Origin of the sequence: Desulfomicrobium apsheronum (assembly GCF_900114115.1) — a bacterium.
GTDB lineage: Bacteria > Desulfobacterota > Desulfovibrionia > Desulfovibrionales > Desulfomicrobiaceae > Desulfomicrobium > Desulfomicrobium apsheronum.
On sequence record NZ_FORX01000002.1, the window covers coordinates 349,752 to 373,317 of the forward strand.

Annotated in this window: 21 protein-coding genes; 8 read left to right on the plus strand and 13 right to left on the minus strand. The window is 61.3% G+C overall.

Annotated elements, in window-relative coordinates; genetic code table 11:
- Nucleotides 1-350: 350 nt before the first annotated feature.
- From BMZ40_RS03730 to BMZ40_RS03740, 3 genes are read left to right on the plus strand one after another with little or no spacing between them, the layout of a single operon-like run.
- The gene (locus BMZ40_RS03730) at nt 351-1,340 is read left to right on the plus strand and encodes a TRAP transporter substrate-binding protein (protein WP_092372779.1); all 990 of its coding nucleotides are present in this window, start codon (nt 351-353) and stop codon (nt 1,338-1,340) included.
- A gap of 12 nt (nt 1,341-1,352) precedes the next feature.
- The gene (locus BMZ40_RS03735; RefSeq protein ID WP_092372780.1) at nt 1,353-1,901 is read left to right on the plus strand and encodes a TRAP transporter small permease; all 549 of its coding nucleotides are present in this window, start codon (nt 1,353-1,355) and stop codon (nt 1,899-1,901) included.
- Nucleotides 1,898-3,295: a TRAP transporter large permease gene (locus BMZ40_RS03740; protein WP_092372781.1), complete on the plus strand. Its 1,398-nt coding sequence runs from the start codon at nt 1,898-1,900 to the stop codon at nt 3,293-3,295. Before BMZ40_RS03735 ends, BMZ40_RS03740 begins: the two co-directional genes overlap by 4 nt.
- A gap of 85 nt (nt 3,296-3,380) precedes the next feature.
- Here the strand turns inward: BMZ40_RS03740 and BMZ40_RS03745 are convergent, their stop codons facing one another.
- The 4 genes from BMZ40_RS03745 to BMZ40_RS03760 form a co-directional block, all read right to left on the minus strand.
- Nucleotides 3,381-3,857: a Fur family transcriptional regulator gene (locus BMZ40_RS03745; protein ID WP_177193002.1), complete on the minus strand. Its 477-nt coding sequence runs from the start codon at nt 3,855-3,857 to the stop codon at nt 3,381-3,383.
- Nucleotides 3,854-4,663, minus strand: a complete 810-nt coding sequence (locus tag BMZ40_RS03750) for a metal ABC transporter permease (RefSeq protein ID WP_092372783.1) — start codon at nt 4,661-4,663, stop codon at nt 3,854-3,856. Before BMZ40_RS03750 ends, BMZ40_RS03745 begins: the two co-directional genes overlap by 4 nt.
- A complete protein-coding gene (locus BMZ40_RS03755) occupies nt 4,660-5,544 on the minus strand; it encodes a metal ABC transporter ATP-binding protein (protein WP_092372784.1) in 885 nt (294 codons plus the stop codon). The genes BMZ40_RS03750 and BMZ40_RS03755 overlap by 4 nt, the downstream gene beginning before the upstream one ends.
- Before the next feature lie 75 nt (nt 5,545-5,619).
- Nucleotides 5,620-6,606: a metal ABC transporter solute-binding protein, Zn/Mn family gene (locus tag BMZ40_RS03760; protein WP_092372785.1), complete on the minus strand. Its 987-nt coding sequence runs from the start codon at nt 6,604-6,606 to the stop codon at nt 5,620-5,622.
- Nucleotides 6,607-6,759: 153 nt separating this feature from the next.
- Between BMZ40_RS03760 and BMZ40_RS03765 the strand changes: the two genes are divergently transcribed.
- Nucleotides 6,760-7,599 carry a nitroreductase family protein gene (locus BMZ40_RS03765; RefSeq protein ID WP_092372786.1) on the plus strand — a complete coding sequence of 280 codons (840 nt, stop codon included), beginning with the start codon at nt 6,760-6,762 and terminating at the stop codon, nt 7,597-7,599.
- Nucleotides 7,596-9,395 carry a bifunctional homocysteine S-methyltransferase/methylenetetrahydrofolate reductase gene (locus BMZ40_RS03770; RefSeq protein ID WP_092372787.1) on the plus strand — a complete coding sequence of 600 codons (1,800 nt, stop codon included), beginning with the start codon at nt 7,596-7,598 and terminating at the stop codon, nt 9,393-9,395. The genes BMZ40_RS03765 and BMZ40_RS03770 overlap by 4 nt, the downstream gene beginning before the upstream one ends.
- A 62-nt stretch (nt 9,396-9,457) precedes the next feature.
- Here the strand turns inward: BMZ40_RS03770 and BMZ40_RS03775 are convergent, their stop codons facing one another.
- The 8 genes from BMZ40_RS03775 to BMZ40_RS03810 all read right to left on the minus strand — a co-directional run bounded on the left by BMZ40_RS03775 (nt 9,458) and on the right by BMZ40_RS03810 (nt 18,279).
- The gene (locus BMZ40_RS03775) at nt 9,458-10,594 is read right to left on the minus strand and encodes a DUF6515 family protein (protein ID WP_092372788.1); all 1,137 of its coding nucleotides are present in this window, start codon (nt 10,592-10,594) and stop codon (nt 9,458-9,460) included.
- Nucleotides 10,595-10,766: 172 nt separating this feature from the next.
- The gene (locus BMZ40_RS03780) at nt 10,767-12,107 is read right to left on the minus strand and encodes a sigma-54-dependent transcriptional regulator (protein WP_092372789.1); all 1,341 of its coding nucleotides are present in this window, start codon (nt 12,105-12,107) and stop codon (nt 10,767-10,769) included.
- Nucleotides 12,104-13,411 carry a sensor histidine kinase gene (locus BMZ40_RS03785; RefSeq protein ID WP_092372790.1) on the minus strand — a complete coding sequence of 436 codons (1,308 nt, stop codon included), beginning with the start codon at nt 13,409-13,411 and terminating at the stop codon, nt 12,104-12,106. The genes BMZ40_RS03780 and BMZ40_RS03785 overlap by 4 nt, the downstream gene beginning before the upstream one ends.
- A 46-nt stretch (nt 13,412-13,457) precedes the next feature.
- Nucleotides 13,458-14,249, minus strand: coding sequence for an ABC transporter ATP-binding protein (locus tag BMZ40_RS03790; RefSeq protein WP_092372791.1), 792 nt, complete (start codon nt 14,247-14,249; stop codon nt 13,458-13,460).
- Nucleotides 14,246-15,130 (minus strand): ABC transporter permease, encoded by an 885-nt coding sequence (locus tag BMZ40_RS03795; protein ID WP_092188249.1) that lies wholly within the window; start codon nt 15,128-15,130, stop codon nt 14,246-14,248. Before BMZ40_RS03795 ends, BMZ40_RS03790 begins: the two co-directional genes overlap by 4 nt.
- A 121-nt stretch (nt 15,131-15,251) precedes the next feature.
- Nucleotides 15,252-17,216: a CHASE2 domain-containing protein gene (locus BMZ40_RS03800; protein WP_092372792.1), complete on the minus strand. Its 1,965-nt coding sequence runs from the start codon at nt 17,214-17,216 to the stop codon at nt 15,252-15,254.
- Between the two features lie 26 nt (nt 17,217-17,242).
- Entirely contained in the window at nt 17,243-17,839 is a 597-nt protein-coding gene (locus BMZ40_RS03805) for an OmpA family protein (RefSeq protein ID WP_092372793.1), read from the minus strand.
- Entirely contained in the window at nt 17,836-18,279 is a 444-nt protein-coding gene (locus BMZ40_RS03810) for a FecR family protein (protein ID WP_177193003.1), read from the minus strand. The genes BMZ40_RS03805 and BMZ40_RS03810 overlap by 4 nt, the downstream gene beginning before the upstream one ends.
- A 467-nt stretch (nt 18,280-18,746) precedes the next feature.
- On the opposite strand from BMZ40_RS03810, the gene recQ reads away from it, so the two are divergent.
- The 3 genes from recQ to BMZ40_RS03825 are packed head-to-tail and all read left to right on the plus strand — an operon-like array spanning nt 18,747 to nt 23,112.
- Entirely contained in the window at nt 18,747-20,993 is a 2,247-nt protein-coding gene (recQ, locus tag BMZ40_RS03815) for a DNA helicase RecQ (RefSeq protein WP_092372795.1), read from the plus strand.
- Entirely contained in the window at nt 20,990-22,138 is a 1,149-nt protein-coding gene (locus BMZ40_RS03820) for a hypothetical protein (RefSeq protein WP_092372796.1), read from the plus strand. Before recQ ends, BMZ40_RS03820 begins: the two co-directional genes overlap by 4 nt.
- 17 nt (nt 22,139-22,155) lie before the next feature.
- Complete coding sequence (locus BMZ40_RS03825) at nt 22,156-23,112, plus strand: PD40 domain-containing protein (protein ID WP_092372797.1); 957 nt, start codon at nt 22,156-22,158, stop codon at nt 23,110-23,112.
- 19 nt (nt 23,113-23,131) lie between these two features.
- Here the strand turns inward: BMZ40_RS03825 and BMZ40_RS03830 are convergent, their stop codons facing one another.
- A complete protein-coding gene (locus tag BMZ40_RS03830) occupies nt 23,132-23,560 on the minus strand; it encodes a hypothetical protein (protein WP_092372798.1) in 429 nt (142 codons plus the stop codon).
- Nucleotides 23,561-23,566 lie beyond the last annotated feature (6 nt).

The window sequence follows — 23,566 nt, forward strand, 5'->3', positions numbered from 1 at the left end:
TGGAATTTGTCTGAAAAATCGGACACAATTCTGGGGTAATAAAGGTTGTTTTTTTATGTATTGCTATTTTTTTTGCAAATATTACGTTCTCAAAATTTATCTATAATGGTAATATTATGCTTTTTTTTTAAACATTTTTTGATTTTTGTTCTTGATTAAATTGTAATCAAAATAATTATGCGTTTTGATAAATTTATCACGAATAAAATTGGTTGTGCGAACAGTTTGGAAAGCGATTTTTTTTTGTTCATTTATGAAAAAAAAGGATGAATTATTCATAAATTCTTGCAGTAAAACGTCTCGAAGAGTAATCCCGTCCAAACTAATTTAACTGTTGGAGGGTATCTGGAATGTTGAAACTGAAGACCATTCTTGCGTTTGCGGTGGGTGCGGTTTTTCTTTGTACTGCGTCCGCCATCGCTGCTCCCATCGTCATCAAATTCTCCCACGTTGTTGCCGAAGATACTCCCAAGGGGATCATGGCCAACAAATTTCGCGATCTTGTAACCGAACGCCTTGGCGACAAGGTTGTGGTCGAAGTCTATCCCAACTCCCAACTCTTCGGTGACGGCAAGGAACTCGAAGCCCTTCTTCTGGGTGACGTGCATCTGCTGGCTCCGGCATTGTCCAAATTTCAGAAATACACTCCATTGCTGCAGATCTACGACCTGCCCTTCCTGTTCAAGGACATGGCCGCCATCGACACGTTTCAGCAGGGCCCCCAAGGCCGGGCGCTGCTAACATCCATGAAGGACAAGGGCATCATCGGGCTTGAATACCTGCACAACGGTTTGAAGCAGATTTCCGCCAACGACCCCATTCATGGTCCCGGCGACGCCAAGAACAAGAAATTCAGGATCATGACCTCCGACGTTCTGGCCGCCCAGTTTGAAGCCGTCGGCGCCATGCCGCTCAAGAAGCCCTTCGCCGAAGTCTTCACCCTGCTGCAGACCCGGGCCATCGATGGACAGGAAAATTCCTGGTCGAACATCTATTCCCAGAAATTTTACGAAGTGCAGCCCTACATCACCGAGACCAATCACGGCATCCTGGACTATCTCGTCATCAGTTCCACGGAATTCTGGGATGGCCTGCCGGCCGATGTGCGTCCCGTGCTTGAAGAGTGCCTGAAAGAATCCATCGTTGCCGGTAACGCCGCTGCCGCTCAGAAGGATCTGGACGACAAGCAGAAGATCATCGATTCCAAGCGCAGCGAGATCATTACGCTGACCGAAGAAGAACGCGCCGCCTGGGTCGAAGCCATGAAGCCGGTCTGGAAGAAGTTCGAGGACGCAGTGGGCAAGGAAAACCTCGAAGCAGCCATCGCCTCCAACAATTAGTCTCGTCAGATCATGAATACATTCATCAACAAAGTGGAGGAGGGGATCATTTCCCTCCTCCTTGCTTCCATGACGCTGCTTGTTTTCATGGAAGTGCTCATGCGGTTCGGGTTCAACGTGGGCATCCACTGGGCCCAGGAGTTGACCCTGCTGCTGTCGGGCTGGATGGTCATGTTCGGGGTTTCCTACGGCATCAAGGTCGGGTCGCACATCGGGGTCGACGCCTTGGTCAGGCTGTTTCCGACAAATGTGCGCAGGGTCATCTCCATTGTGGCCATTCTGCTGTGCCTGCTCTATTGCGGGCTTTTTCTCGTAGGCAGCTGGACCTATCTCGGGAAGCTCAAAAGCATAGGGATCCACCTTGAGGACATACCTGTTCCCAAATGGATCGCCAATAGCATCCTCTTTGGCGGTATGATCATGCTGGCCATCCGTCTTCTGGATCTCCTCTGGGCAGTCATTCGGGGACGACAGGAAGGTTTCAAGCTGCTGGATGAGGCCAAGGAGAGCATGTATCTGGCGCAAAAAGAGGGTACTTCCCTGGATGGAGACGACGAATGACAACTGCGGCACTGTTCACCCTGCTCTTCCTCTTTATTGCCACGGGGATGCCCATCGCCATTGCGCTGGGTCTTTCGAGCATCACGACCATCCTGTTCTTTTCCAACGATTCCCTGGCGTCCATCGCCTTGAAACTTTTTGAATCGGTTTCCGAACACTATACCCTGCTGGCCATTCCGTTTTTCATTCTGTCCTCCCAGTTCTTATCCACGGGGGGCGTGGCCAAGCGTCTCATCAATTTCGCCCTCGACTGCATTGGGCACGTCAAGGGCGGCCTGGCCATGGCCTCGGTCCTGGCCTGCATGCTCTTTGCCGCCGTATCCGGGTCTTCACCGGCCACGGTGGCCGCCATCGGCAGCATCGTCATCGGCGGCATGGTCCGTTCGGGCTATCCTGAAACCTTCGCGGCCGGAGTCATCTGCAATGCCGGAACGCTCGGCATTCTCATTCCGCCGTCCATCGTCATGCTCGTATATGCGGCGGCGACCCAGGAGTCGGCGGCACGTCTGTTCATGGCCGGATTCATCCCCGGCCTCTGTCTGGGACTGCTGCTCATGATCGCCATCTACATCGTGGCCCGGATCAAGAATTATCCGGCCCTGGCCTGGCCTGGATTCAGGCAGGTTTTCAGGTCCGGATTCACGGCCATGGGCGGACTGATGCTGGTCGTCATCGTGCTCGGGTCCATCTACGGCGGCATCTGCAGTCCCACGGAAGCGGCGGCCATTTCGGCCGTGTACGCCTACTGGATCGCCGTCTTCGTCTATCGTGACATGGGGCCGCTCAAGGAAGTGCCCTTGCGCAAGGTGGACGAGCCGCTTTCCTCGGCCCTTATTCGCGGATTGTGGCAGACCGCCGTAGCCATTCCTCGGTCCTGGGTCCATCCGGAAGTGCGGCATGTGATCCTGGATGCGGCGAAGGTCAGCATCATGCTGCTCTTCATCATCGGCAACGCCATGCTCTTTGCCCACGTGCTGACCACGGAGCGGATTCCGCATCTCATCGCCGAGACTATCGTCGGTTGGGGCTTGCCGGCCTGGGGCTTCCTGATCGTGGTCAACATCCTGCTGCTTGTCGCTGGTAACTTCATGGAACCTTCGGCCATCACCATGATCATGATCCCGATCCTGTTTCCCATCGCGGTCAAGCTCGGCATCGATCCCATTCATCTGGGCGTCATCTGCGTGGTCAACATGGAGATCGGGCTGATAACGCCGCCGGTCGGGCTCAACCTCTTTGTCACGGCGGGTATCACCAAACGCGATCTGACCTGGGTCGTGCGCGCGGCGCTGCCGTGGCTGATGATCCTGCTTTTCTTCCTCATCCTCATCACCTACATTCCGCAGATATCCTTGTGGCTGCCCGAGTATATCGACAAGCTCAAAGGGTATTGACGCGGGTGTCGGAAAAAAACGGTTGTGCAACCGGGCTTCGCAAGGAGCCCGGTTTTTTCATGCATTCTTTGTCGGGCGGGGGGTGTCAGGCGGGCTTGTCCGCCGGTGTCGCTTCATCCAGCTGGCGCAATTTTTTCTGGCAGGCGGGGCAGATTCCTTCCAGGCGGATGTCGACGTGGCGGATGTCGAGAGAGAGGTCGTCCAAGGCGTGGCGGTCCACCGGCAGCTGCCGGGCATCAAGACACAGGTAGCAGTCGCAGCGGGTGCAGTGGAAGTGCGGGTGCTCGTCCTCGTTGGCGATCCGCAGGCAGAAGCGTTGGGATTTTTCGCCGAGCCCAAGCCGGTTCAGGACGTTGTGTTCCACCAGCAGGTCCAGGATGCGATACACCGTGACCCGGTTGATATCGTTCTTGGCGCTGATTTTTTCCAGAATTTCCTGAGCGCTGGACGGATGCGCTGTGTTGCCGACGGCCATGAGCACTTGCAGGCGGTGTTCGGTGATCTCAAGGCCGGCTTCCTTCAGGCGGTTTGTGGCCGCCTTTGCGGACATGCGCGCTTTCATGTCCGCCGCCAAAGTGTTTTGCATCCCCAGGCGACGACGTATCCGGTCGTGGCCACGGCGATGATGGACGCTCCGGAGGTCAGGTCCAGATGATAGGAGACCGCCAGTCCGCAGAGACAGAAGAACAGGCTGGCCAGGGTCGCGAGGACCATGGTTTTCCAAAGGGAGTTGGTGAAGAGCTCGGCCAGCATGGGCGGGATGGTCAAAAGCGCGATGACCAGAATGAGGCCCGCGACCTGTATGACCATGACCACGGTCACTGCGGTCATGACCTGCATCAGGACGTAGAGCATGCGCACAGGCACGCCCGTGGAACGTGCGAATTCCATGTCGAAGGACAGGGACAAAAAGTCCTTGTACCAGAAAAGGACCACGGCCAGGATGAAGAGATCGAGCAGGAGCATGATCCAGATGTCGCTTGCGGGCACCGCCAGGAGGCTGCCGAAGAGATAGCTCATGAGGTCGACGTTGTAGCCCGGGGTCAGGTCCAGAAGAATGATGCCAAAGGCCATGCCTGCGGCCCACATGATGCCGATGATGCCGTCGCTGCGTTCGCTGCGGCCAAAGGAGGCCAGGGCCATGATCAGGGCGGCCAGCACCGTGAATCCCACGGCGCAGGGCAGCACCGGGAGCCCCAGGAAGAAGGCCAGACCCACGCCTCCGTATGCGGTGTGCGCCACACCTCCGGCCATGAAGACCTGCCTGTTGACGACCACCAGCGAGCCGATGATGCCGCAGGCAAGGCTTGCCAGTACTCCGGCCATAAGGGCGTTTTGCATGAATTCCATGCTCAGCACGGAGTTCATATGGAACCCTTGGGCCCGGTCTGGCCGAAGATGGAGGACATTTCCCTGATGTAGGTGTCCAAGGGGCAGGATGCGTCGTGCGTGCCGTAGATGAGTTCGAGCATGGATGGCGTAAGTTCCCGGCTTTGGTTCTGGATGAGTTTGCGGTTGACCACGGCCACGCTTGAGATGCGCGTGGAGGCGGAGATGAGGTCGTGACTGACCATGACGATGGTGATGGAGGAACTGAGCGCCGAGAGCAGGTCGAAGAGACAGACCTTGCCCTGGGGGTCGATGTTTGAGGTGGGCTCGTCAAAGAGCAGAAGGGCCGGGTCCGAGACCAGGGCCCGGGCCACAAGCACGCGCTGCTTCTGGCCTCCGGAGAGGGCGTCGAAGCGGCGTGTGGCCAGTTCGGCCATGTCCACCATGCGCAGGGTCTCCAGGGCTTTGGCCTTGTCGCTGGCGCGGTATCCGGGCCACCGCCCGGAGGAGAGCAGCCCGCCCGCGCGGCGGAGTCCGAGCAGGACCACCTCGTGGACCGTGACCGGAAAACTCGGCTGGATGAGCGCGTGTTGCGGCACATAGCCCACGGCAGGCCGCACGGAGAGCGGATCGGCGCCGAGCACCCGCACCGTTCCGGCCTTGGGCGCGAGCAGCCCGAGGATAAGCTTGACGAGGGTGGTCTTGCCTCCGCCATTGGGCCCGATGACGGCCATGAAGTCGCCGCTTGAGACCTTCAGGTCAACGCTGGAGAGCACCTCCCGATCGTCGTAGGCGAAGCTCACCCCCTGAAGCTCGATGACCGGAGTTCCGGTGCCCGGCAGGGGCCTGAAGTGCGGCTCGGGGATGATCGGATGGCCGTGTCCGGAGCAGGTGGAGCAGGAATGGTCGTGCGTGTTCATGCGCTTCCCGGTAGCTTTGTTGATGATTGCCGGGCCCTCAAGCGGCCCGGTGTCATGATTCTTTTTTGAAGTCGTTTATTTGAGTGCGTCGGCAAAGGCGCGGGCCGCACTGCGCAGGTTTTCGGCCCAATCCGCAGCCAACGGATCGAGACGAACAACCGTTGCCCCGATCTGCTTGGCGATGACGGCGGCGCTTTTCTGCGAAAACTGCGGCTGCACAAAAATAATCTTGGCCCCTGATTCCTTGCCGGCCGCGATGATCCGCGCCAGATCCCTGGGACTTGGCTCTTTGCCGTCCACTTCGATGGATGCCTGGGTCAGCCCGTAGGCCTTGGCAAAATAGCCCCATGAAGGGTGGAAGACAAGGAAGGTGCGATTTTCCCGGGGCAGCGGCTCCAGGATGGAACGTATTTCCCGGTCGAGTTCATCCAATTCCTTGTCGAAGGCGGCGGCATTGGAGGCGTAGAAGGCCGCGCGCTCGGGATTCACAAGGCTGAGGCCGTCGCGGATGTGGGCTACCTGAATCCTGACCAGCGCGGGATCGAGCCAGATGTGGGGGTCGAGCGTGCCCTGATCATGATTGTGATGGTCGTCGTGCCGAGCATCATGGGCATCATGCTCCTCTGCCTCGTGCTTCTTCCCGGCGTGTTCCCCTTCATGATGATGTTCGTCGCCGTCATGGTGCACTTCAGCGTCGTGGTGCACTTCGCCGTGGTTATGCTCCTCGCTCATGGGGATCTTGTCGATGCCTTTGGCCGTGTGCACGATAGTCATTCCCGGACTGGCGCCCATGATCCGCTCTAGCCAGGTTTGATCGAAGCTGTCGCCGATGGTGAAGTAGATGCTCGCCCTGGCCAGCTCGGCCATCTGTCTGGGTCTTGGCTCGTACGCGTGGGGATTGGCTCCGGGTTCGACCATGATCGAAACGGGAACCTCGCCGCCGCTGACCTTGTCAACAAAGTATTTTTGCGGAGTTATGGTCACGAAGGCGGCTGGAGCGGCCTGTGCCGAGACTGCGAGCAAACTCAGCAACACAGTGAACAGGCAAAGATTCTTTCTCATTTTTCCTCCATGATTTTGGAAGGATATTTATGCAACAGGATTGCACGAAGTCAAGGTGCATGCAACAAAGTTGCGCGTCCTTACCGCACTTGTGCATCCACCGATCACGCCGTAGGAGGGGATTGTTCACAGGTCACGACTTTTGGAGGAAGCATGCTTGATTTCATCATCGACGAAACCCGTTGCGTACAGTGCGGAGAATGCGCGGCCGACTGTCCGGCGTCCATCATAGACATGGATGGCGGCTTGCCGCGCATCCCCGAGCACCGGGAGTCATATTGCATTGGCTGCCAGCACTGCCTGGCCGTCTGTCCCACTGCGGCCCTTTCCATCCTGGGCAAGGATCCCGATAAGAGCGCTCCTGTTCTACCCCCGTCTCCAGATGCGCTGGAAAATCTGATCAAAAGCCGCCGCTCCGTGCGCCGCTTCCTTCCTGACCGGGTTGAAGGGCATATCCTGGACAGGCTCATGGACGTGATTGCCCATGCGCCAACGGGCAAGAATCAGCGCAGGATTCGTTTCACCCTGGTTGACGACCCGCAGGTGATGGAATTGATCCGGGTAGGGACCATGGATGGGATCCGCAAGGCCGTGATCGACGACAGCCTGCCCGACGGCATGGAATTCTTCGCCAAGATGGTCGCCCCTTACGATCAGGGCAGGGACATCATCTACCGTAAGGCGCCGCACATGATCATCGCTTCCGCGCCCAAGGACTCGGCCGCTCCGGATGCGGACCCGTTCATAGCCCTCTCCTATTTCGAGCTGATGGCCCAGAGTCTGGGCCTTGGCACCGTCTGGTGCGGCTTTGCGCGCTGGGCCCTGCAAAGCGTGGTTCCGGAGCTTGGCCGGACCCTTGGCATTCCGGCTGATCATCGGTCCATGTACGCCATGATGTTCGGCTATCCGGCGGTCAGCTACGCCCGTGCCGTTCAGCGCGATGTCGTCGGCGTGCACAGGGTCGGTCCGGCCGATCTGGAGGGTGGACGGTGAAGCAGCACATTCTGACGGCTCTTGGCGAGCGGGTGGTGGTGGCCGACGGGGCCATGGGTTCGCTGCTCTTCGATCGCGGCGTGGACAGTTCGTCCTGCTACGACGTCCTGAACCTGACCGATCCGGCCCTGGTGCAATCCATCCACAAGGCCTATGCGGACGCGGGTGCGGAGATCATCGAGACCAACACCTTCGGAGCCAACAGGGTCAAGCTCGGGCGCTTCGATCTGGCGCACAGGACTCGCGAGATCAACCTGCGCGGCGCGGAACTGGCGCGCGGCCAGGCCGGACCGGGGCGCTGGGTGGCCGGAGCCATGGGCCCGCTTGGCCGTTTGGGCATCGATCCGCTCAGCCAGGAGGAGCTGGAGGATATTTTTGGCGGGCAGGCCCTGGCGCTGGTGGAGGGTGGCGTGGATTTCATCATGCTCGAAACCTTCGCCAGCCTGTCGCTGCTCCTGACCGCCCTGCGCGGGGTCAAGGCCGTGGTGTCCGTGCCCGTGGCCGCACAGATGGTTTTCACCCAGCGCGGCCGCACTCATTCAGGGCGCACGGCCCGTGAATGCTTCGACGCCCTGATCTGGGCCGGAGCTGACGTGGTGGGGCTCAACTGCGGAATCGGTCCCAAGAACGCCCTGGAGGTGGTGCAGGGGCTGGGCCCCGTGCCGGTCCCGCTCTCGGTGCTGCCCAACGCGGGCTTCCCCGAATCCTCGGGCGATCGCCTCATCTACGCGTCCTCGCCGGAGTATTTCGCTCGGCGCACGGCGGCCTGCGCGGCGCATGGGGCACGTCTCTTGGGTGGATGCTGCGGCACCGCCCCGGAGCATATTGCGGCCCTGGTTCGCGCTCTTGACGCGGGTTCGTCCGAGGCGCGGATCGTTTCCGTATCGCCGGACGAGGTCAACACGCAGACGGCCGCGCCGACGCGCCTGTCCCGCCGCCTTGCCGAGGGCAAGGTCATTTTGGTGGAGCTCGACCCGCCCAAGCACCTTGATGTCGAGCCGGTCCTGGCGGCGGCCGAAGCCCTGAGCGCCGCCGGAGTGGACGCCATCACCATCGCCGAGAATCCGCTGGCCGTGCCGCGCCTGTCCAATATCGTGCTGGCCGGCATGGTCCGGGCCCGGACCGGCGTTGATGTCGTGGTGCACATGACGGGCCGTGACCGCAATCTGGTTGGCATGCAGTCGACCATCATGGGCTTGGCCGCGTCGAATCTGCACAACGTGCTGGCCGTGACCGGCGATCCGCCTTCGGCCGGAAGCGCGGAGCGGGTCTCGGGAGTCTACGACCTGCGTTCCCTGGAGCTCATGGCTCTTTTGGCCGGGTTCAACGAGGGGCGCAACCACTACGGGGACTCCATGCGCCTGCCCGTCAATTTCTGCATTGGCGGTGCCTTCAATCCCAACACCCGCAACATGGCCCTGCAGGTCGGGCGCATGGAGAAGAAAATGACGGCCGGGGCACGCTATTTTCTGACCCAACCCGTGTATTCCAGAGAGCGCGTGGACGAAATTCTGGCCGCGACGGCGCACATAACCGCGCCCATCGTGCTTGGCATCATGCCGCTGGCCAGCAGCCGCAACGCCGAGTTTCTGCACAACGAGTTTCCCGGCATCGAGATTCCGTCCGAAACCCGCGAGCGCATGGCCCGCGCCGGAGAGCATGGTCAAGAGGAAGGCGTGAACATCGCCTGGGAACTTCTGGAGTATGCCTGGCCCCATTTCGCCGGGGTGTACATCATCCCGCCCTTCAACCGTCATGTCATGGCCCTTGAGCTGATGCGACGGCTGGGGCGCTGAAATGAAAAAAAACGGCCGGAACGATTTCCCGGCCGTTTTTTTTTTTGCAATCAAGAACGCCCTCAGCCCCGGGCATTGCCCTGGCTGACGAAGCGCTCCATGACCCACCCGCGCATGTCTTCCTCCCCGTCCATTTCCACGTAGAACCACCCGGGCGCGCTGCCGAGCACGCGCAATGTCGTGTAGCGGCCGACCTGGGCGATGACGGCCTCGCTCGTGTCCGGGCCGTAGCGGATGTTCAGGAGGTCGATGACGACCTCCACCCGGTCCGGCCGGTTCGCGCTGTGGCCGCGTATCGGTTCCACGACTTGGTAGCCCGAGGACACACGGCGGTAATGGACATCACCGAAGACATGGTAGGTGATGCCTGCCGAGATGACCATGCGGCTGCCCAGCGGGATGTTCAGCACGACCAGGCCGATCGGCGGGCGCACCAGGATGAAGCCGTTGTTCCAGGGGCGGTAGAACCGACCGGAATAATAATGATATCTGTCCCGGCCGTGCAGGACTACCGCGTGGCGCGAGGGGATCGTATGAACCACGTGTTTGACGGTCACGGGTCGGTGGTTGTTTCCGCCATTGTGCATCCGCGTGGAGTGCCGGTCGCTGTCGCCTCGGGGCCGATGATCCTTGCGCGTGTCGACCCGCGGGCGTCTTACGTCGTGGCGGTCATCATGCCTGATTGTCTCGCGGGAGATGACAAGGCTTTTCTGCACCGGGGGTTGCTGCCTCGGGGTGACGGTACGAGAGTCGCGGCGATTCTTGTCCCGGTGTTGATCGGGAGAATCATGCCTGGACCACTCCGGGCCCGTGTGAAGACGCATCAAGTCGGCCGGAGGCGTCACCGTGCCAAGGCTCACGGATGCCTGTGACTTTGGCGTGTCCCTCAAGGCACGCTGCATTGCCGCAGGATCATTGGACCGGGCCTTGCCCGTGTTGTCAGGGCTGCTTTTGCCGCGCGGCGAGCGCTGTTTTGGGCTTGCTCCCTGATCCTGTCTGTCGTGGCCTTTCCGCGTGGCTTTGAAGTCGGCGCGGTTACGGTTGTCCGTGCGAGAATTCTTTTTTTCGACTTTGTGCTCGGCAGGATTTTGAGGATCCCGGGGCAAGCCTTGCGCCCCCTGGACCGGCACGGCGAAAAAATGAAGGCAGAGCAGGGCCGCAAGAAGCGGCAGGCGTGTGATTTTGAATAAGGTGTTCATGGTTCCTCCCGGGGTTATGGAAGGATTTCAAGGCAAGGGGCGTGCCAAGCCGGGGAGGTGGCGCCTCCCGGGAAAAATGGGGCCCTGCGGGCCCCGGGAAAAGTGACGGGTGGATAAAATTTGTGCGGTCAAGGCCTACTTGAGCACTCTTTTCACATCTAAAAAAACGCGTCTATTCAATCCCGAGGCGTTTGAGTTTGTAGATGAGTCCCCGTCTGGTGATGCCGAGCAGCTGGGCCGCGTGGGTGCGGTTGCCCTTGGTCTGCTTCAGGGCGGCGGTGACGGCCTCGATTTCGTGCTGTTCGAGGGTCCTGGCCTGGACCGGGGCTTCCTGTGACTCGGCGTTGCGTGATGCCGGAGCTGCCTTGCCAGCGGACTTGCGCACGGCGGGCGGAAGATGTTCGGGCAGGATGACATCGGTCTGGCTCAGCAGGCGCACATGGGCCATGGCGTTGGCCAGCTCGCGCACGTTGCCGGGCCAGGGGTGACTTACGAGGGCCTGCATGGCCGCGCGCGAGAGGCGTTGTGCTTCGGTCTTGTCCTTGTTCAGGAAGGCGCGCGCCAAGGGCGGAATGTCTTCCGGGCGCTCCCGAAGGGGCGGAATGTCGATGGTGATGACGTTCAGGCGGTAGTAGAGATCCTGGCGAAAGCGACCCTCGGCCACGTCGGTTTCAAGGTCATGGTTGGTGGCCGCGATGAGCCTGCAATCGATGAGGGTCTCCTTGTCCGAGCCCACGGGAGTGATGCGTCCCGTTTCCGTGGCCCGCAGCAGGGACGGCTGCAATTCCAGGGGCATGTCTCCGATTTCGTCAAGAAAGAGAGTCCCTTCGTGGGCCTCGCGGAAATACCCGTTACGCTTGTTCACTGCCCCGGTGAAGGCGCCCCGTTCATGCCCGAACAGCTCGCTGGCCAAGAGAGCCGGGGCAATGGCCGCGCAGTTGACCGGAACCATCGGCTTGTCGCGACGGGTGCTGTGGCGGTGGATGAACTGCGCCACGACTTCCTTGCCGCTACCGCTCTCGCCGGTCAGAAGGACCGTGGCGTCGCTTGGGGCCACGCGGTAGGCATCGCGCAGCACGGAGCGCATGGCCGGGCTTGCGGCCACGATGCCCTCCAAAGATCCGGCGGGGATCTCCGGGTCCGCGTCCGCTCCTACGCCCAGGGTGTCGCGCACGGCCGCCAGAAGCTCGTCCAGATCCACGGGTTTGGCCAGATAGTCCACGGCTCCGAGCTTGAGGGCGTCCACGGCCTCGCGCACGTCGGCGTAGGCGGTGACCAGAAGAAAGGGCAGCTCCGGTTTCCCTGCCCGCACCCGGCGCAGCAGATCGAGCCCGCTCTCCCCGGGCATGCGCACATCGCTGACGATCATGTCCAAAGTCTCATGTTCCAGTAATTCCAGGGCGTCGGCCGCGCTTCCGGCCTCAAGCACATCAAAACCCGCGTCGCGCAGCACGCGGGCATAGAGTTCACGGTAGCGGATCTCGTCGTCGACGACCAGGATGGATCTGTTCATGTGGTCTCTCTTGTGGGTTTGATGCCGGAAATGGTCATGGTCGTGCCCTGGCCCCGGGTAGAGGCGGCGCTTATTTTCCAACCATGAGCCTCGACCACGCGTTTGACAATGGCCAGTCCCAGTCCGTGGCCCGTGGGTGATCCACTGACGTAGGGCTTGAAGATGTCCGGCAGCAGTTCGGAGGGGATGCCGCGACCCTGGTCCTCCACGGCGAGGAACAGTCTGCGCTCTTGCTTGCCGAGTACGATTCTGACCGTCGTGCCCGCCGGGGAAGCGTGCAGGCTGTTCAGAAGCAGATTGACCAGCACCTGGCGCAGCATGGCTTCGTCGGCGCTGATGGTCGCGGCCTTGACCTGGGTGAGCAGGTCCACGCCGCCCGCGTCGAAGTCGGGCCCAAGGATATGGACCACTTCCCGGCAGAGCCTGTCGATGCGCACGGGTGCGAGGCTAGGCTTGCGCTGGCGGGCGAAGTTCATGAAATTTCCCAGGCGGGACGAAGCCTTGTCCACCTCGTCCATGATGTGCCCGAGCATGGTTCGGCTTTCAGCCGGAATGTCGTGCCGGGCTTCGATCTGTTGCGCCATGCCCATGATGATGCCGAGCGGGTTCTTGGTCTCGTGGGCCAGTCCGGCGGCGGCCAATCCGAGTTCTTCCAGATGGGCGCTGCGGATACGCTCGGCGGCCAGTTCCCCGGCCAGGATGCGGCGGCGTATACCCGTGATCCAGACGGCCGTGACGGCGAGGATGCAGACCAGGGCGGAGGCGAAGATGGGGCCCTGGCGCTGCCAGAACCAGGATGAAGTGAAGCTTTCCGGGCTGCTGCGAAAACCCAGGTACATGACTGGGTTGCTGCGCGGCCACAGGCCGAGGCCAAGGTTGGTCGATTCAAGCGCCTCGGCCCAGTTGGCGGGGATGTGGGCAGGTTGCAGGGGAGACCACATGACATACATGTCGGCAGTGTCGATTTCGCCCCGGGTGCTGTTGGTCATCAGAAATTCCGGCATCGTCCCGGTCTGGACCAGGCGGCCGTGGCGGCCCTGGACCACGACAAAGAGGGTGCGCGAACCGCGAATGACGTTTGAGAGCACTGTCTCGACCTGTTTCCAGTCCGTCAGTTCGCCGTTGCTCATGGACGCGATGATCGCGTTCAGCGTCGCGAAGCTGTCCTGGGCGCGCTGTCGCCGCCACTCCATGGAGCGTTCGGAATATCCCTGCCAGGACGAGAATACCCAGACGCTCAGCGCCATGATCAGCACAAGGGCCGTCAGGAGCGGGATGCGGTACAGGCGAGTGTCGTGTTTCATTTTTCCTCCTTGCCGGCTTTTGGCCTAGCAAAGAGTGTGCTGAAGATTAGCCCAGCAGCATCCGGTCCGAAACTTCCGCGTCCGCCTGGCTCTGGAATTTGTCCAGCAGGACCTCGACGGTAAGCTCCTCTTTCTCCTGTCCGCGCACGTCGAAGATGATGCGACCCCGGTGCATCATGATCAGCCGGTTGCCCAGGGCCAGGGCCTGATGCATGTTGTGGGTGACCATGAGCGTGGTCAGGCCGTGTTCGGTGACGATGTTTCGGGTCAGTTCCAGGATCTGCCCGGCGGTCTTGGGATCGAGGGCCGCAGTGTGCTCGTCCAGGAGCAGCAGTTCCGGCCGGACCAGGGTGGCCATGACCATGGTCAGGGCCTGGCGCTGCCCGCCGGAGAGCAGGCCTGCCCGGTCCTGGAGGCGGTCTTCAAGCCCCAGTCCCAGTACGCGCAGGTGCTGGCGGAAGGCTTCCCTGTCGCCCGTCTTGACGCCCCGGGACAGGCCGCGTCGCTGTCCCCTTTTCTGGGCCAGAGCCATGTTCTGGGCAATGGAACCGCTGGCGCAGGTACCCATGAGCGGGTCCTGAAAGACGCGGCCGATGAAGCGGGCGCGCTTGTGCTCGGGCCAGCGGGTTACGTCCGTTCCGGCCATGGTGATGTTCCCGGAATCGAGAGCATGGGTCCCGGCCAGGCAGGACAGGAAGGTCGACTTGCCCGCGCCGTTGGAGCCGATGATGGTGATGAAGTCACCCTGCTCGATATCGATGGACAGGTCCCGGAGGCTGTGCACTTCGTTCACGCTGCCCCGGTGAAAATACTTGTTGATGGCCTGGACGCGTATCATCGGGTGAACCTCCGCTTGAGCATGGGCGAGGTCAGGGCCGCGATGACCAGAAAGGCGGTGATCAGGTTCAGGTCGCTGGGGGTGAAGGAGAAGCTGCCGAGCCTGGACCCCAGCGCCAGGGCTATGGCGGTGCGGTAGAGGATGGAGCCGACGATGACGGCGATGCAGGCCCGGGCGATGGTCGCCTTGCCGAAGACCGTTTCACCGAGGATGACTGAGGCCAGCCCCGCGACGATGGTGCCCACGCCCATGTTCACGTCCGCCGCGCCCTGGTTCTGGGCGATGAGCGCACCGCTGAAAGCGACCAGGGCGTTGGAGAGGCCCACGCCGAAAATGATGACGTTGTCCGTGTTCACGCCCAGGGAAGTGATCATCTGCCGGTTATCGCCGGTGGCCAGCATGGCTTGCCCGTACTCGGTGTGCAGGAACCAGATCAGCCCGGACGTGATGAGGACCGCGACAACAAAAAAGAACACTGGGGTGAGCTGATAGAGCGGCAGCCCCAGGTTTTCGAGGTCCGTCAGCACCGAGGGCGTACCCAGGAGCGCCACATTGGGGCCGCCCATGATCCTGATATTGATGGAATACAGCGAGATCATGGTCAGGATGGACGCCAGAAGGTGCAGGATTTTGAGCTTGGTGTTCAGGATCGCGGTCACCGCTCCGGCCAGAAATCCGGCCGCCGAGGCCAGCGCAAGGGCCAGGTACGGGCTGTAACCGGCGGTGATGGTCACGGCGCTGACCGAAGCCCCCAGAGGCAGGCTGCCGTCAACGGTCAGGTCCGGAAAGTCGAGTATCCGAAAGGTCAGATACACCCCGAGGGCCATGATGCCGTATAAAAAACCCTGTTCCAGGGCTCCGAGAAAGGCGTAGAGGGTCATGATTCGTGTTGGTGCTGGATGTGGATGGAAAAGGGCGCGTGCGCCCGCTGAGCGGGACATACATGGGGGCGGGTGGAAGGACAAGCCCGCGTGGGAGCCATGCTTTTGGCCCAGGGATGGGCTAGTCGTACCGGTTGCTGATCGCCAGGAATTCGTGCTGTGTTTCTTCGAACGCATCGACCACGTCCGGATCGAAATGGGAGCCGCGTCCGGCCAGAATGATCTGACAGGCGTCAGCATGCGGCATGGCGTTCTTGTAGACGCGCTTTGTGACCAGCGCATCATAGACATCGGCCAGCGCCATGAGTCGGCCCCCAATGGGGATGGCTTCTTCTTTGAGTCCTTGCGGATAGCCTGAGCCGTCCCATTTTTCGTGGTGTGAGAGAGCGATTTCGCGCGCCAGTCCCAGGAAGGAACGGTCGCTTCCTTCCATGCTCCGGCGTTCTGCTTCGGCCAGGGTTTCGGCTCCGAGGATAGTGTGTCGCTGCATCTCCTTGAATTCTTCGGGGGTCAGCGAGCCTGGTTTGAGCAGGATGTTGTCGGCTATGCCGACCTTGCCGATGTCGTGCAGAGGAGCGGATTTGTAGAGCAGTTCGATGGTATCCCGGTCGAGGTATTTTTTGAATTTTGGTTTTCGGGCCAGGACGCGGGCCAGGACGAGGACATACTCGCGGGTGCGCCGGATGTGTCCGCCGGTTTCGGGGTCGCGGGTTTCGGCCAGCGCGGTGAGGCTCATGATGGTGGCGTCCTGGGCTTGCAGCAGTTGCTTGCCCCGGATGCGCAATTCGCGCTCTTCCATGCCATATTTGATGAGGCTTAAAAGCGCCATGTTGCCCATGAGGATTATTTCCGTGGACAAAGGCGAAATCCAGTAGCCGGGGCCGTTCAGGAGCCAGAGGCTGGCGCTCCATACCCCTGTCGCCCCCACGACCAGACCGGCCGCACAAGTCAAGGGGCCGGCGGACATCATCAACAGGCTCGACAGGAGGCCGGCAAGCACGATGGCGCATGCTTCCGCCCCGATGGCCCAGGACGGACGGATGAGGGTGTCTTTCTGGAGCAGGTTGTCGAGCAGGGTGGCATGGATTTCAATACCCGGAAAGACGCGCCCCACGGGGGTGACATGATTGTCACCAAGCCCCGAGGCCGTAGGACCGACAATGGCCACGCGTCCCTGAAAATTCGGCAGGGGGCCGCTGAGGATGTCGGTCGCGGAGTACGTGGTGAAGGTTCCGCTGGGGCCGCGATATCTGAGCAGCACGTTACCCTGTGCGTCGATGTGCGTGCGCTTGCGGCCAAACTGGACGAAATTTCCGTCGGCATCTTGCCCCAGACCAATGGCGGTTTCGCCCCGGGTCATGACCGTGGCCAGGATCAGGCTCGGCAGCACTTCGTCTGCATGCAGCGCTATGAGAGGGGTTCGTCGGATGACTCCGTCGGAGTCGGGCAGGGCGTTGATGAATCCTGAATTTGTCGCGGCCGCGTTCAGAATCGTCAGGGGGCAGACTGCGGTCTCGGCCGTGTACGGCGAAAATCCGGCAGGCATGGATTGTCCGGAGAGGATCGGATGAACGTCGCAGAAGGGGGCTTTGCCGTGATTGGGGGTAAAGAGCAGCTTGTAACCCAGAACGGTCGGCATTTTTGCCAGGGCTTCCGCCAGCAGACGGTCATGATCCAGCCTGTTCCCGGGCAACCCTTCAAGATCAATTGAGAATCCAGTTTCCTGGCGCAACTCTTCCTGCACCAGTAGCGGCGAGGTTCTGTCGCGGGCCGAGAGGATCAGGTCCAGGGCCACGATGTCTGCGCCGGCTTCGTGCAGGCGGGTGATCAGGCTTGCCAGCACATGGCGCGGCCAAGGCCATTGGCCCAGATCGGTCAGGGATTTGTCGTCGATGGCGATGAGCACCGGGACAGGACTCAAAGGTCGCTGACTGGTTTGGGACAGCAGCACGTCATAGACCTTGCGCTCGAAATGGGTGAGCAACTCCGGGCGCATGACATGCAGGATCACGACGCAGAGCGTGATGACGCAACCGGTGCCCAGCAGGCGAAGGATGTCCCTGCGGCGGTATCCGTGTAGTTTCATTTATTGACGCCTGGTCGTGCGGGTGGTCAGCGTACCAGTACCTCCACGCGACGGTTCCTGGGTTCGGGAGTGTCGTCGGCGGTGGGAATGAGGAGGTTGCCCTCACCGTGGGAAAACACCTTCATGATGGACGGATCGATTCCCTGCCCGACCAGGATGTCCCGCGCTCTTTCCGCACGCTCCAAAGACAGGCGAGCGTTGTCCTCACGCTGTCCAATCGTGTCCGAGTGGCCGTTGACGCGCACATCGCGGGAATTGCGTCGGTTGATGGCTTCAATGATCAAGGATGGAACGGGTTTCGATTCGGCGGTCAGTTCTGCTTTGCCGTATTCAAAATAGAGCAGGAAGTTTTCAGGGGGACTGGGCATCGCCTGGAGAACCTGGCCGTACTCCTGCTCGATCTTTTTCTGGTCGAGGGTTCGCAGTGCGCTTGGCGAGGCCGAGGCGTCGCTGACTCTTGTGCTGTGTCCGGCAGCGGAAAGCTGTTGCGTTCCGACCGGAGTGCTGACCTCTATTTGTCCGACCGAACCGTCGGGATCCTCAAGCAGGACGACGGTAGTGCCTTTGGTTGCGCAGCCGGAAAAGGCCAGACAAAGGATGAGCAGGAGAGTCCGCACGATCATTGTTCCACCACCTTGACCAGAAAACGTGTGCCATGAACGGCGATGACCGCATCCGGCGTTTCGATATGAACTTTTTCGGGAGCAAGTCGGGCGATGACTCCGGACATGTAGGCGAAGGATCCCTTGAGCAGCCGTATGGCGAGGGATAGTTTTTCTTCCTGGGGCGCAAAGGCGAAGTCGCTGAGTTCGAGACGGCTGTTTGGCCCCAGAGAGAGCACCGTGTCGTCTTCAAGCATGATTCCGATAGTGCTTTGATCCGAGGTCATGACAATGTCCTCTACATAAAGAATGTCTCCAGTCCTGGCTGGGAGGGCATCGCCTGACCGCACGATTTGTCCGCTGCCCTCGGCGGTCTTGATGAAGCCTGCCACGCCGGGTTCCGCGTAAACCGTGCCTGTGTGCAGAACAATGCCCAGGATGAGGAGCATGAAAAGATGCATGAGGTTCTCCGAGGGATTGAGTTGATCAATAATTTTCAGGCAGTACGTCATTTTTTGATATTATTCAAGCAATGTGTGCAAGACCATGCGTGCCACTGATTTTTTGGTTGTGATGAACACCGCTGATGGACGGTGCCACGATGCCTCGTTTCGCCAGCAACAGCATTTAATTTATGATCATCGGCATGAAGTGCTGATTTGGTTGGATTCCAGGCAAAGGGGAGAGACTCCTTGCATTGATCCCTCGCCGGGTCTAAAAGCCTTGATCATCCAGTGCCTTGTCCAAGGTTCATCCCCAAGATAGTTTCTTGGGGTCCACAGAAGGGGCGCGTGGGCATATGTGGTGGGGTGCGGCGACCATAAAGCGGGGTCAACGCGGATGTCCTGCCGTTTTGGCCTGCGTACTTTGACAGAAGCTCAACGCTTTGAGTAGGGCAGAGCCCAAATCACATTTGACCGAGGTCTTCATGCCCAAGCCCATTGATATTCTGCGTACGGTTTTCGGTTACGACGGGTTCGTCGGACCGCAGGAATCCATAATTGAAACCCTGCTGGCCGGGCGCGATGCCGTCGTGCTCATGCCCACCGGCGGCGGAAAATCCCTGTGTTATCAGATTCCCGCCCTGATCCGGCCCGGCACCGCCGTTGTCGTCTCTCCGCTCATCGCGCTCATGCGCGATCAGGTGCAGAGCCTGACTCAAAATGGCGTGCGCGCGGCCTATCTGAACTCCTCGCTTTCGGCGGCCGAGGCCCGTGGGGTCGAGGCCGAACTGCTGGCCGGACGGCTGGACCTGATCTATGTCGCCCCGGAACGCCTGTTCCTGGCCGGTTTTCTGGAGCAGCTCGGGCGTATTCCGCTGGCGCTTTTCGCCATTGATGAAGCGCACTGCGTGTCCCAGTGGGGCCACGACTTTCGGCCCGAATACACTCGCCTCGGGATGATCGCCGAGCGTTTCCCCGAGGTGCCGCGTCTGGCCCTGACCGCCACGGCCGATGATCTGACCCGGGCGGACATCATCCGCCAGCTTGGCCTGGAGTCGGCGCGGGTCTTTGCCTCGGGTTTTGATCGGCCGGGTATCCGTTATCTTGTCGCGCTCAAGGACCAACCCGAGCGGCAGCTTGCCGACTTTCTGCGCGCGCAGCCTGCAGGCGATGCGGGCATCGTCTATCGCATGTCCCGCAAGAAGGTCGAGGCCACGGCCGCGAGCCTTGGCAAACAGGGCTTTACGGCCCTGCCCTACCACGCGGGCCTGGATCCGGCCACGCGTGAACGCAACCAAGAGCGGTTCATGCGCGAGGACGGGGTGATCATGGTCGCCACCGTCGCTTTCGGCATGGGCGTGGACAAGCCGAACGTGCGTTTCGTGGTTCACCTCGATCCGCCCACGAGCCTTGAGGCCTACCATCAGGAAACGGGGCGCGCGGGCCGAGACGGCTTGCCCGCCGTGGCCCTCATGACCTACGGACTGGGCGACATAGCCATGCTGCGCCGGCTGGTGGCCATGGACGCGGGATCGACCCGCCTTCCCGCCGACACGCAGGAAGGAAGGGGGGAAAGCCGGGTGCGGCATGAACGTCTCAAACAGCAGAAACTGACCTCCCTGCTCGGATTCTGCGAGACCACCAACTGTCGGCGGCAGGTGCTGTTGCGCTATTTCGGACAGGATCTGCCCGAGCCTTGCGGAAATTGCGACATCTGCCTTGACCCTGTCGAGTCCTGGGATGGAACCGTGGCGGCCCAGAAGGCCCTCTCGACCATCTTCCGGGTGCAGGAAGGTTTTGGCGCGGGGCATCTGGCCGACGTGCTGGTCGGCAAGCTGACCAAGGCCGTCGAACGCTGGGGTCACGAGGCGGTCTCGACGTTCGGCATCGGCACGGAGCTTTCCCGGCCGGAGTGGCTCAGCGTCTACCGCCAGCTGGTGGCGGCAGGGCTGGCCGACGTGGACATGGAAGGGTATGGGGCCCTGAAGCTCAATGCCCACAGCTGGGAAGTCATGAGAGGCGGGCGAACCGTGGCTTTGCGCCGCGATCCGGTTCCGGTCAGGGGAGCGCAAAAGCCCCTGGCGCCCAAGATGGCGGAGGTGTCCTCGCCCGAGGCCCGGGAACTGTGGGAAAGTCTGCGCGCATTGCGGCTGGAGATTTCCCGCGAGCAGGGCGTTCCGCCCTACGCGGTTTTTTCGGACCGGACTCTTTTGGAGATGGTCCGCTACAGGCCACGGGCCGTTGCGGACCTGCATGGCATAAGCGGGGTGGGGCGGATGAAGCTTGGAGCTTACGGGGAGCGCTTCGTCGAGATCCTGCAACGGCACGAGTCCGAATACGGCCGCCCCGAGGACGTGCCGGTCGCTCCTGCGCCGCGCGTCCAGAAAACGAAGCCCGGAGCTCAGGTGCTGTCCGGCACGGAACAGACCAGTCTGGATTTGTTCCGGGAAGAGGGCGCTGTCGAGGCGGTGGCCGGAGCCCGGGGGCTGAAGCCCGCCACGATCTACGGGCACCTGGTCAAGGCCATCGCCCTGGGACATGTCTCGGCGGCGGAGGTGACGGGCCTGTCCCGTGGGCAGCTCTCGCGCATAGAGGACATGATCGGGTCCATGCGGGTGCGCGGCGTGGCCTCGCTTGGCGCGGTGATCGAGGCGCTCGATGGGGAATTCAGCTACGAGATCCTGCGTTGCGTCCAGGCCGGGATGCTGAGGGAACAAGCGGAGCAGGCATGAAAATCTATCTTGTCGGCGGGGCGGTGCGCGATCAGATGCGGGGGCAGACCCCCGTGGATTTCGATTTCGTGGCCATCGGCGGAGATGAACGGGAACTGCGCAGGCGGGTGCCGGGCCTGACCAGGGTCGGGCAGGGCATCCCGGTCTTCGTGCGCGGGAAAAGCCAGTACACAATCTCGGATTTTTCGAGCATCGAGGACGACCTGTGTTCCCGCGACCTGACCATAAACGCCCTGGCCAGGGATGATTCCGGCCAGATTGTGGCCCACCCCAAGGCGCTTGCCGACCTGCGCGATAAGATTCTGCGCCCCGTAGCTCCGGCCAATTTTTTGGCCGATCCCTTGCGGGTCATTCGCGCGGCCCGTTTTGCCGCCGCGTTTCCTGATTTCACGGTGCATGAGCAATTGCTGGCGGCCATGAGCGGCGTTAGCGCCGACGCGCTTGGCCGCGTGGCGGCGGAGAGGGTCGGGCAGGAGGTTCTGAAAGCCTGCGCCGCACCCGCACCGGGAAATTTCCTGCGCGTATTGCAGGCCGGGGGCAGGCTTGCGCCGTGGCTGGCTGAATTCACGGACGCGCACTCCATACCGGCCGGTCCTCCTGAGTTTCACGATGCGAGCGTGCTGGAACACACCGCCCGGGTCATGGACAGGTGCGCCGGAGACGCCCTTGGGGCCTGGATGGCGTTGTGCCACGACCTGGGCAAGACCGTGACTCCAGCCGAGCTTCTGCCCCGGCACCACGGGCACGAGGCGGTCGGCCCGGACATGGCGCAAGGCCTGGCCCTGCGCTTGCGCCTCCCGAACCGTCACGGCGCGGCCGGACGGTTGGCCGCACGCTGGCATATGGCCGCCGGACGCTACTCGGACCTCAAGCGGTCAACCCGGGTGCGCCTGCTGCTGGAACTCGACAAGGCCGGGATCATGAAGAATTTTTTTCGGCTGGTGGCGGCGGATCGTGGCGGCGAGCAGCTGGAGCTGGCGCGGCGTGAACTGGCTGTGATCAAGTCCGTTCGACTGCCGGAAAAACATCGTGACCTGGGTCCAAGGAGCGCGGATATTCTTTTGATGCTGCGGTGCGAGGCGCTCAACGAAAATTCCAGGGCCCAAGGGGCCAGCGAAGATGGAAGTGCTGGCATGCGGGGGTGAATCCCGGAGGAGGTCTCATGAAGTGGTCTGTTGCAAGCGGTACGGCGTCGATTCTTGTTTTCTGTCTTTTTGCGCTGACCGGACAGGCCGCTTCCGGGGCGGCGGACGATGTTCTGGTCTATGAGCGTCAGGGCTGGATCTGGAGCTGCGATGGCGAAGGCGGCAAGCAGAAGCGTCTGATCCGGGGCGCAAGGCCAGGTGTCAGCCCGGACGGACGGCTGATCGCCTTTTTTCGGCCTAGCGAGGCCGGGCATGAGGACATGTCCGACTTGTGGATTTTCGCTCCACAGAGCGGAAGGGAAACGCGGATCGCCTCGTCGCTTTTCGCCGCATCGGCTCCGGTCTGGTCCGGGGTGGGCGCCTGGCTCGCCTTTTTGGCCCGTGACGCCCGCGCGCTCACCAGTCTTGTGGTCATGACCGCCGACGGCTCGGTAATGAGCACTCCCTTGCGGGAGGACGGCGAGGGCGTGGGGTTTCTTTGCGCACTGTCCGTGACGCCGGAAGACTCGCTGCTGGTGCATGACATGGTGAATGCCTACTGGGTGGACCCTGATGGCGGGGTGCTCAAAAGCGTTCCGCTGGCGAAGATCATGGGCTCAAGGGCGCAAGGCGTCACCAGTCTGGACAGCTTCTCGGTTTGTCCGACGGACCTGACGGTGCTGGTCTTCAGCCACGCGGTTTCCGGGACCCCGCGTTTCGAGAGCGTCATGCATGAGCCGAGTTCCGCCCTGTCTCTGCACGACAGCTGGGTCGGCGTGGGCAAGAACATGCAGATCACGCCGCGTGAGATCACCGCCTTTGATCCGGTCTGGTCCATGGACGGTAGGCGAATCTATTTTGTCGGCTACCGGGATACCCAGGCCGCCGATGCGGAGCTGTTCCGGATTTTGCGTGTCGACCGTTTCGGTTCGGGGCTCAAGGAATTGACTCTGGGTGAGAGCGTAAGCGTCGGGTCAAGGTCCGCCGGGCGTTGATGGGGGGCTTTGGTCTTTCTTATCTGATCTGGCGTCTGATGGCCGCGAAACACAGGAACAGCCCGGCTGCCAGGATGGCGACCTTGCCGAAGTCAAAGCGGGCGTCCCTCTCCAGGGCGTTTACGTAGGGCAGGGCGGGCAGGTAGAAAACGGCGCTTCTGCCCTTGGAGATGCCTGCGCTCATGGCAGTGCCGATGGTCTTGGTATTGCCGGGGATGATCCGTCCGTCGGGGAGGGTGAACTCAAAGCCCACCGAGTAGCTGTAGCTGTTGGCCACGGGCGCCTGGCGGTCGCCGAGCTCGCGGCGGATGACGGTGATTTCGCCGGAGGCCCGTGCGCCGATCACGGGCAGCAGGGGAATGAACGTGCCGTAAAGAGTCAGGAGCAGTCCCACGACAAAGACGATGATCCTGGGGAGAAGCGGGGTGTTTTTCGGGGTTTTGGGCATGTCGTT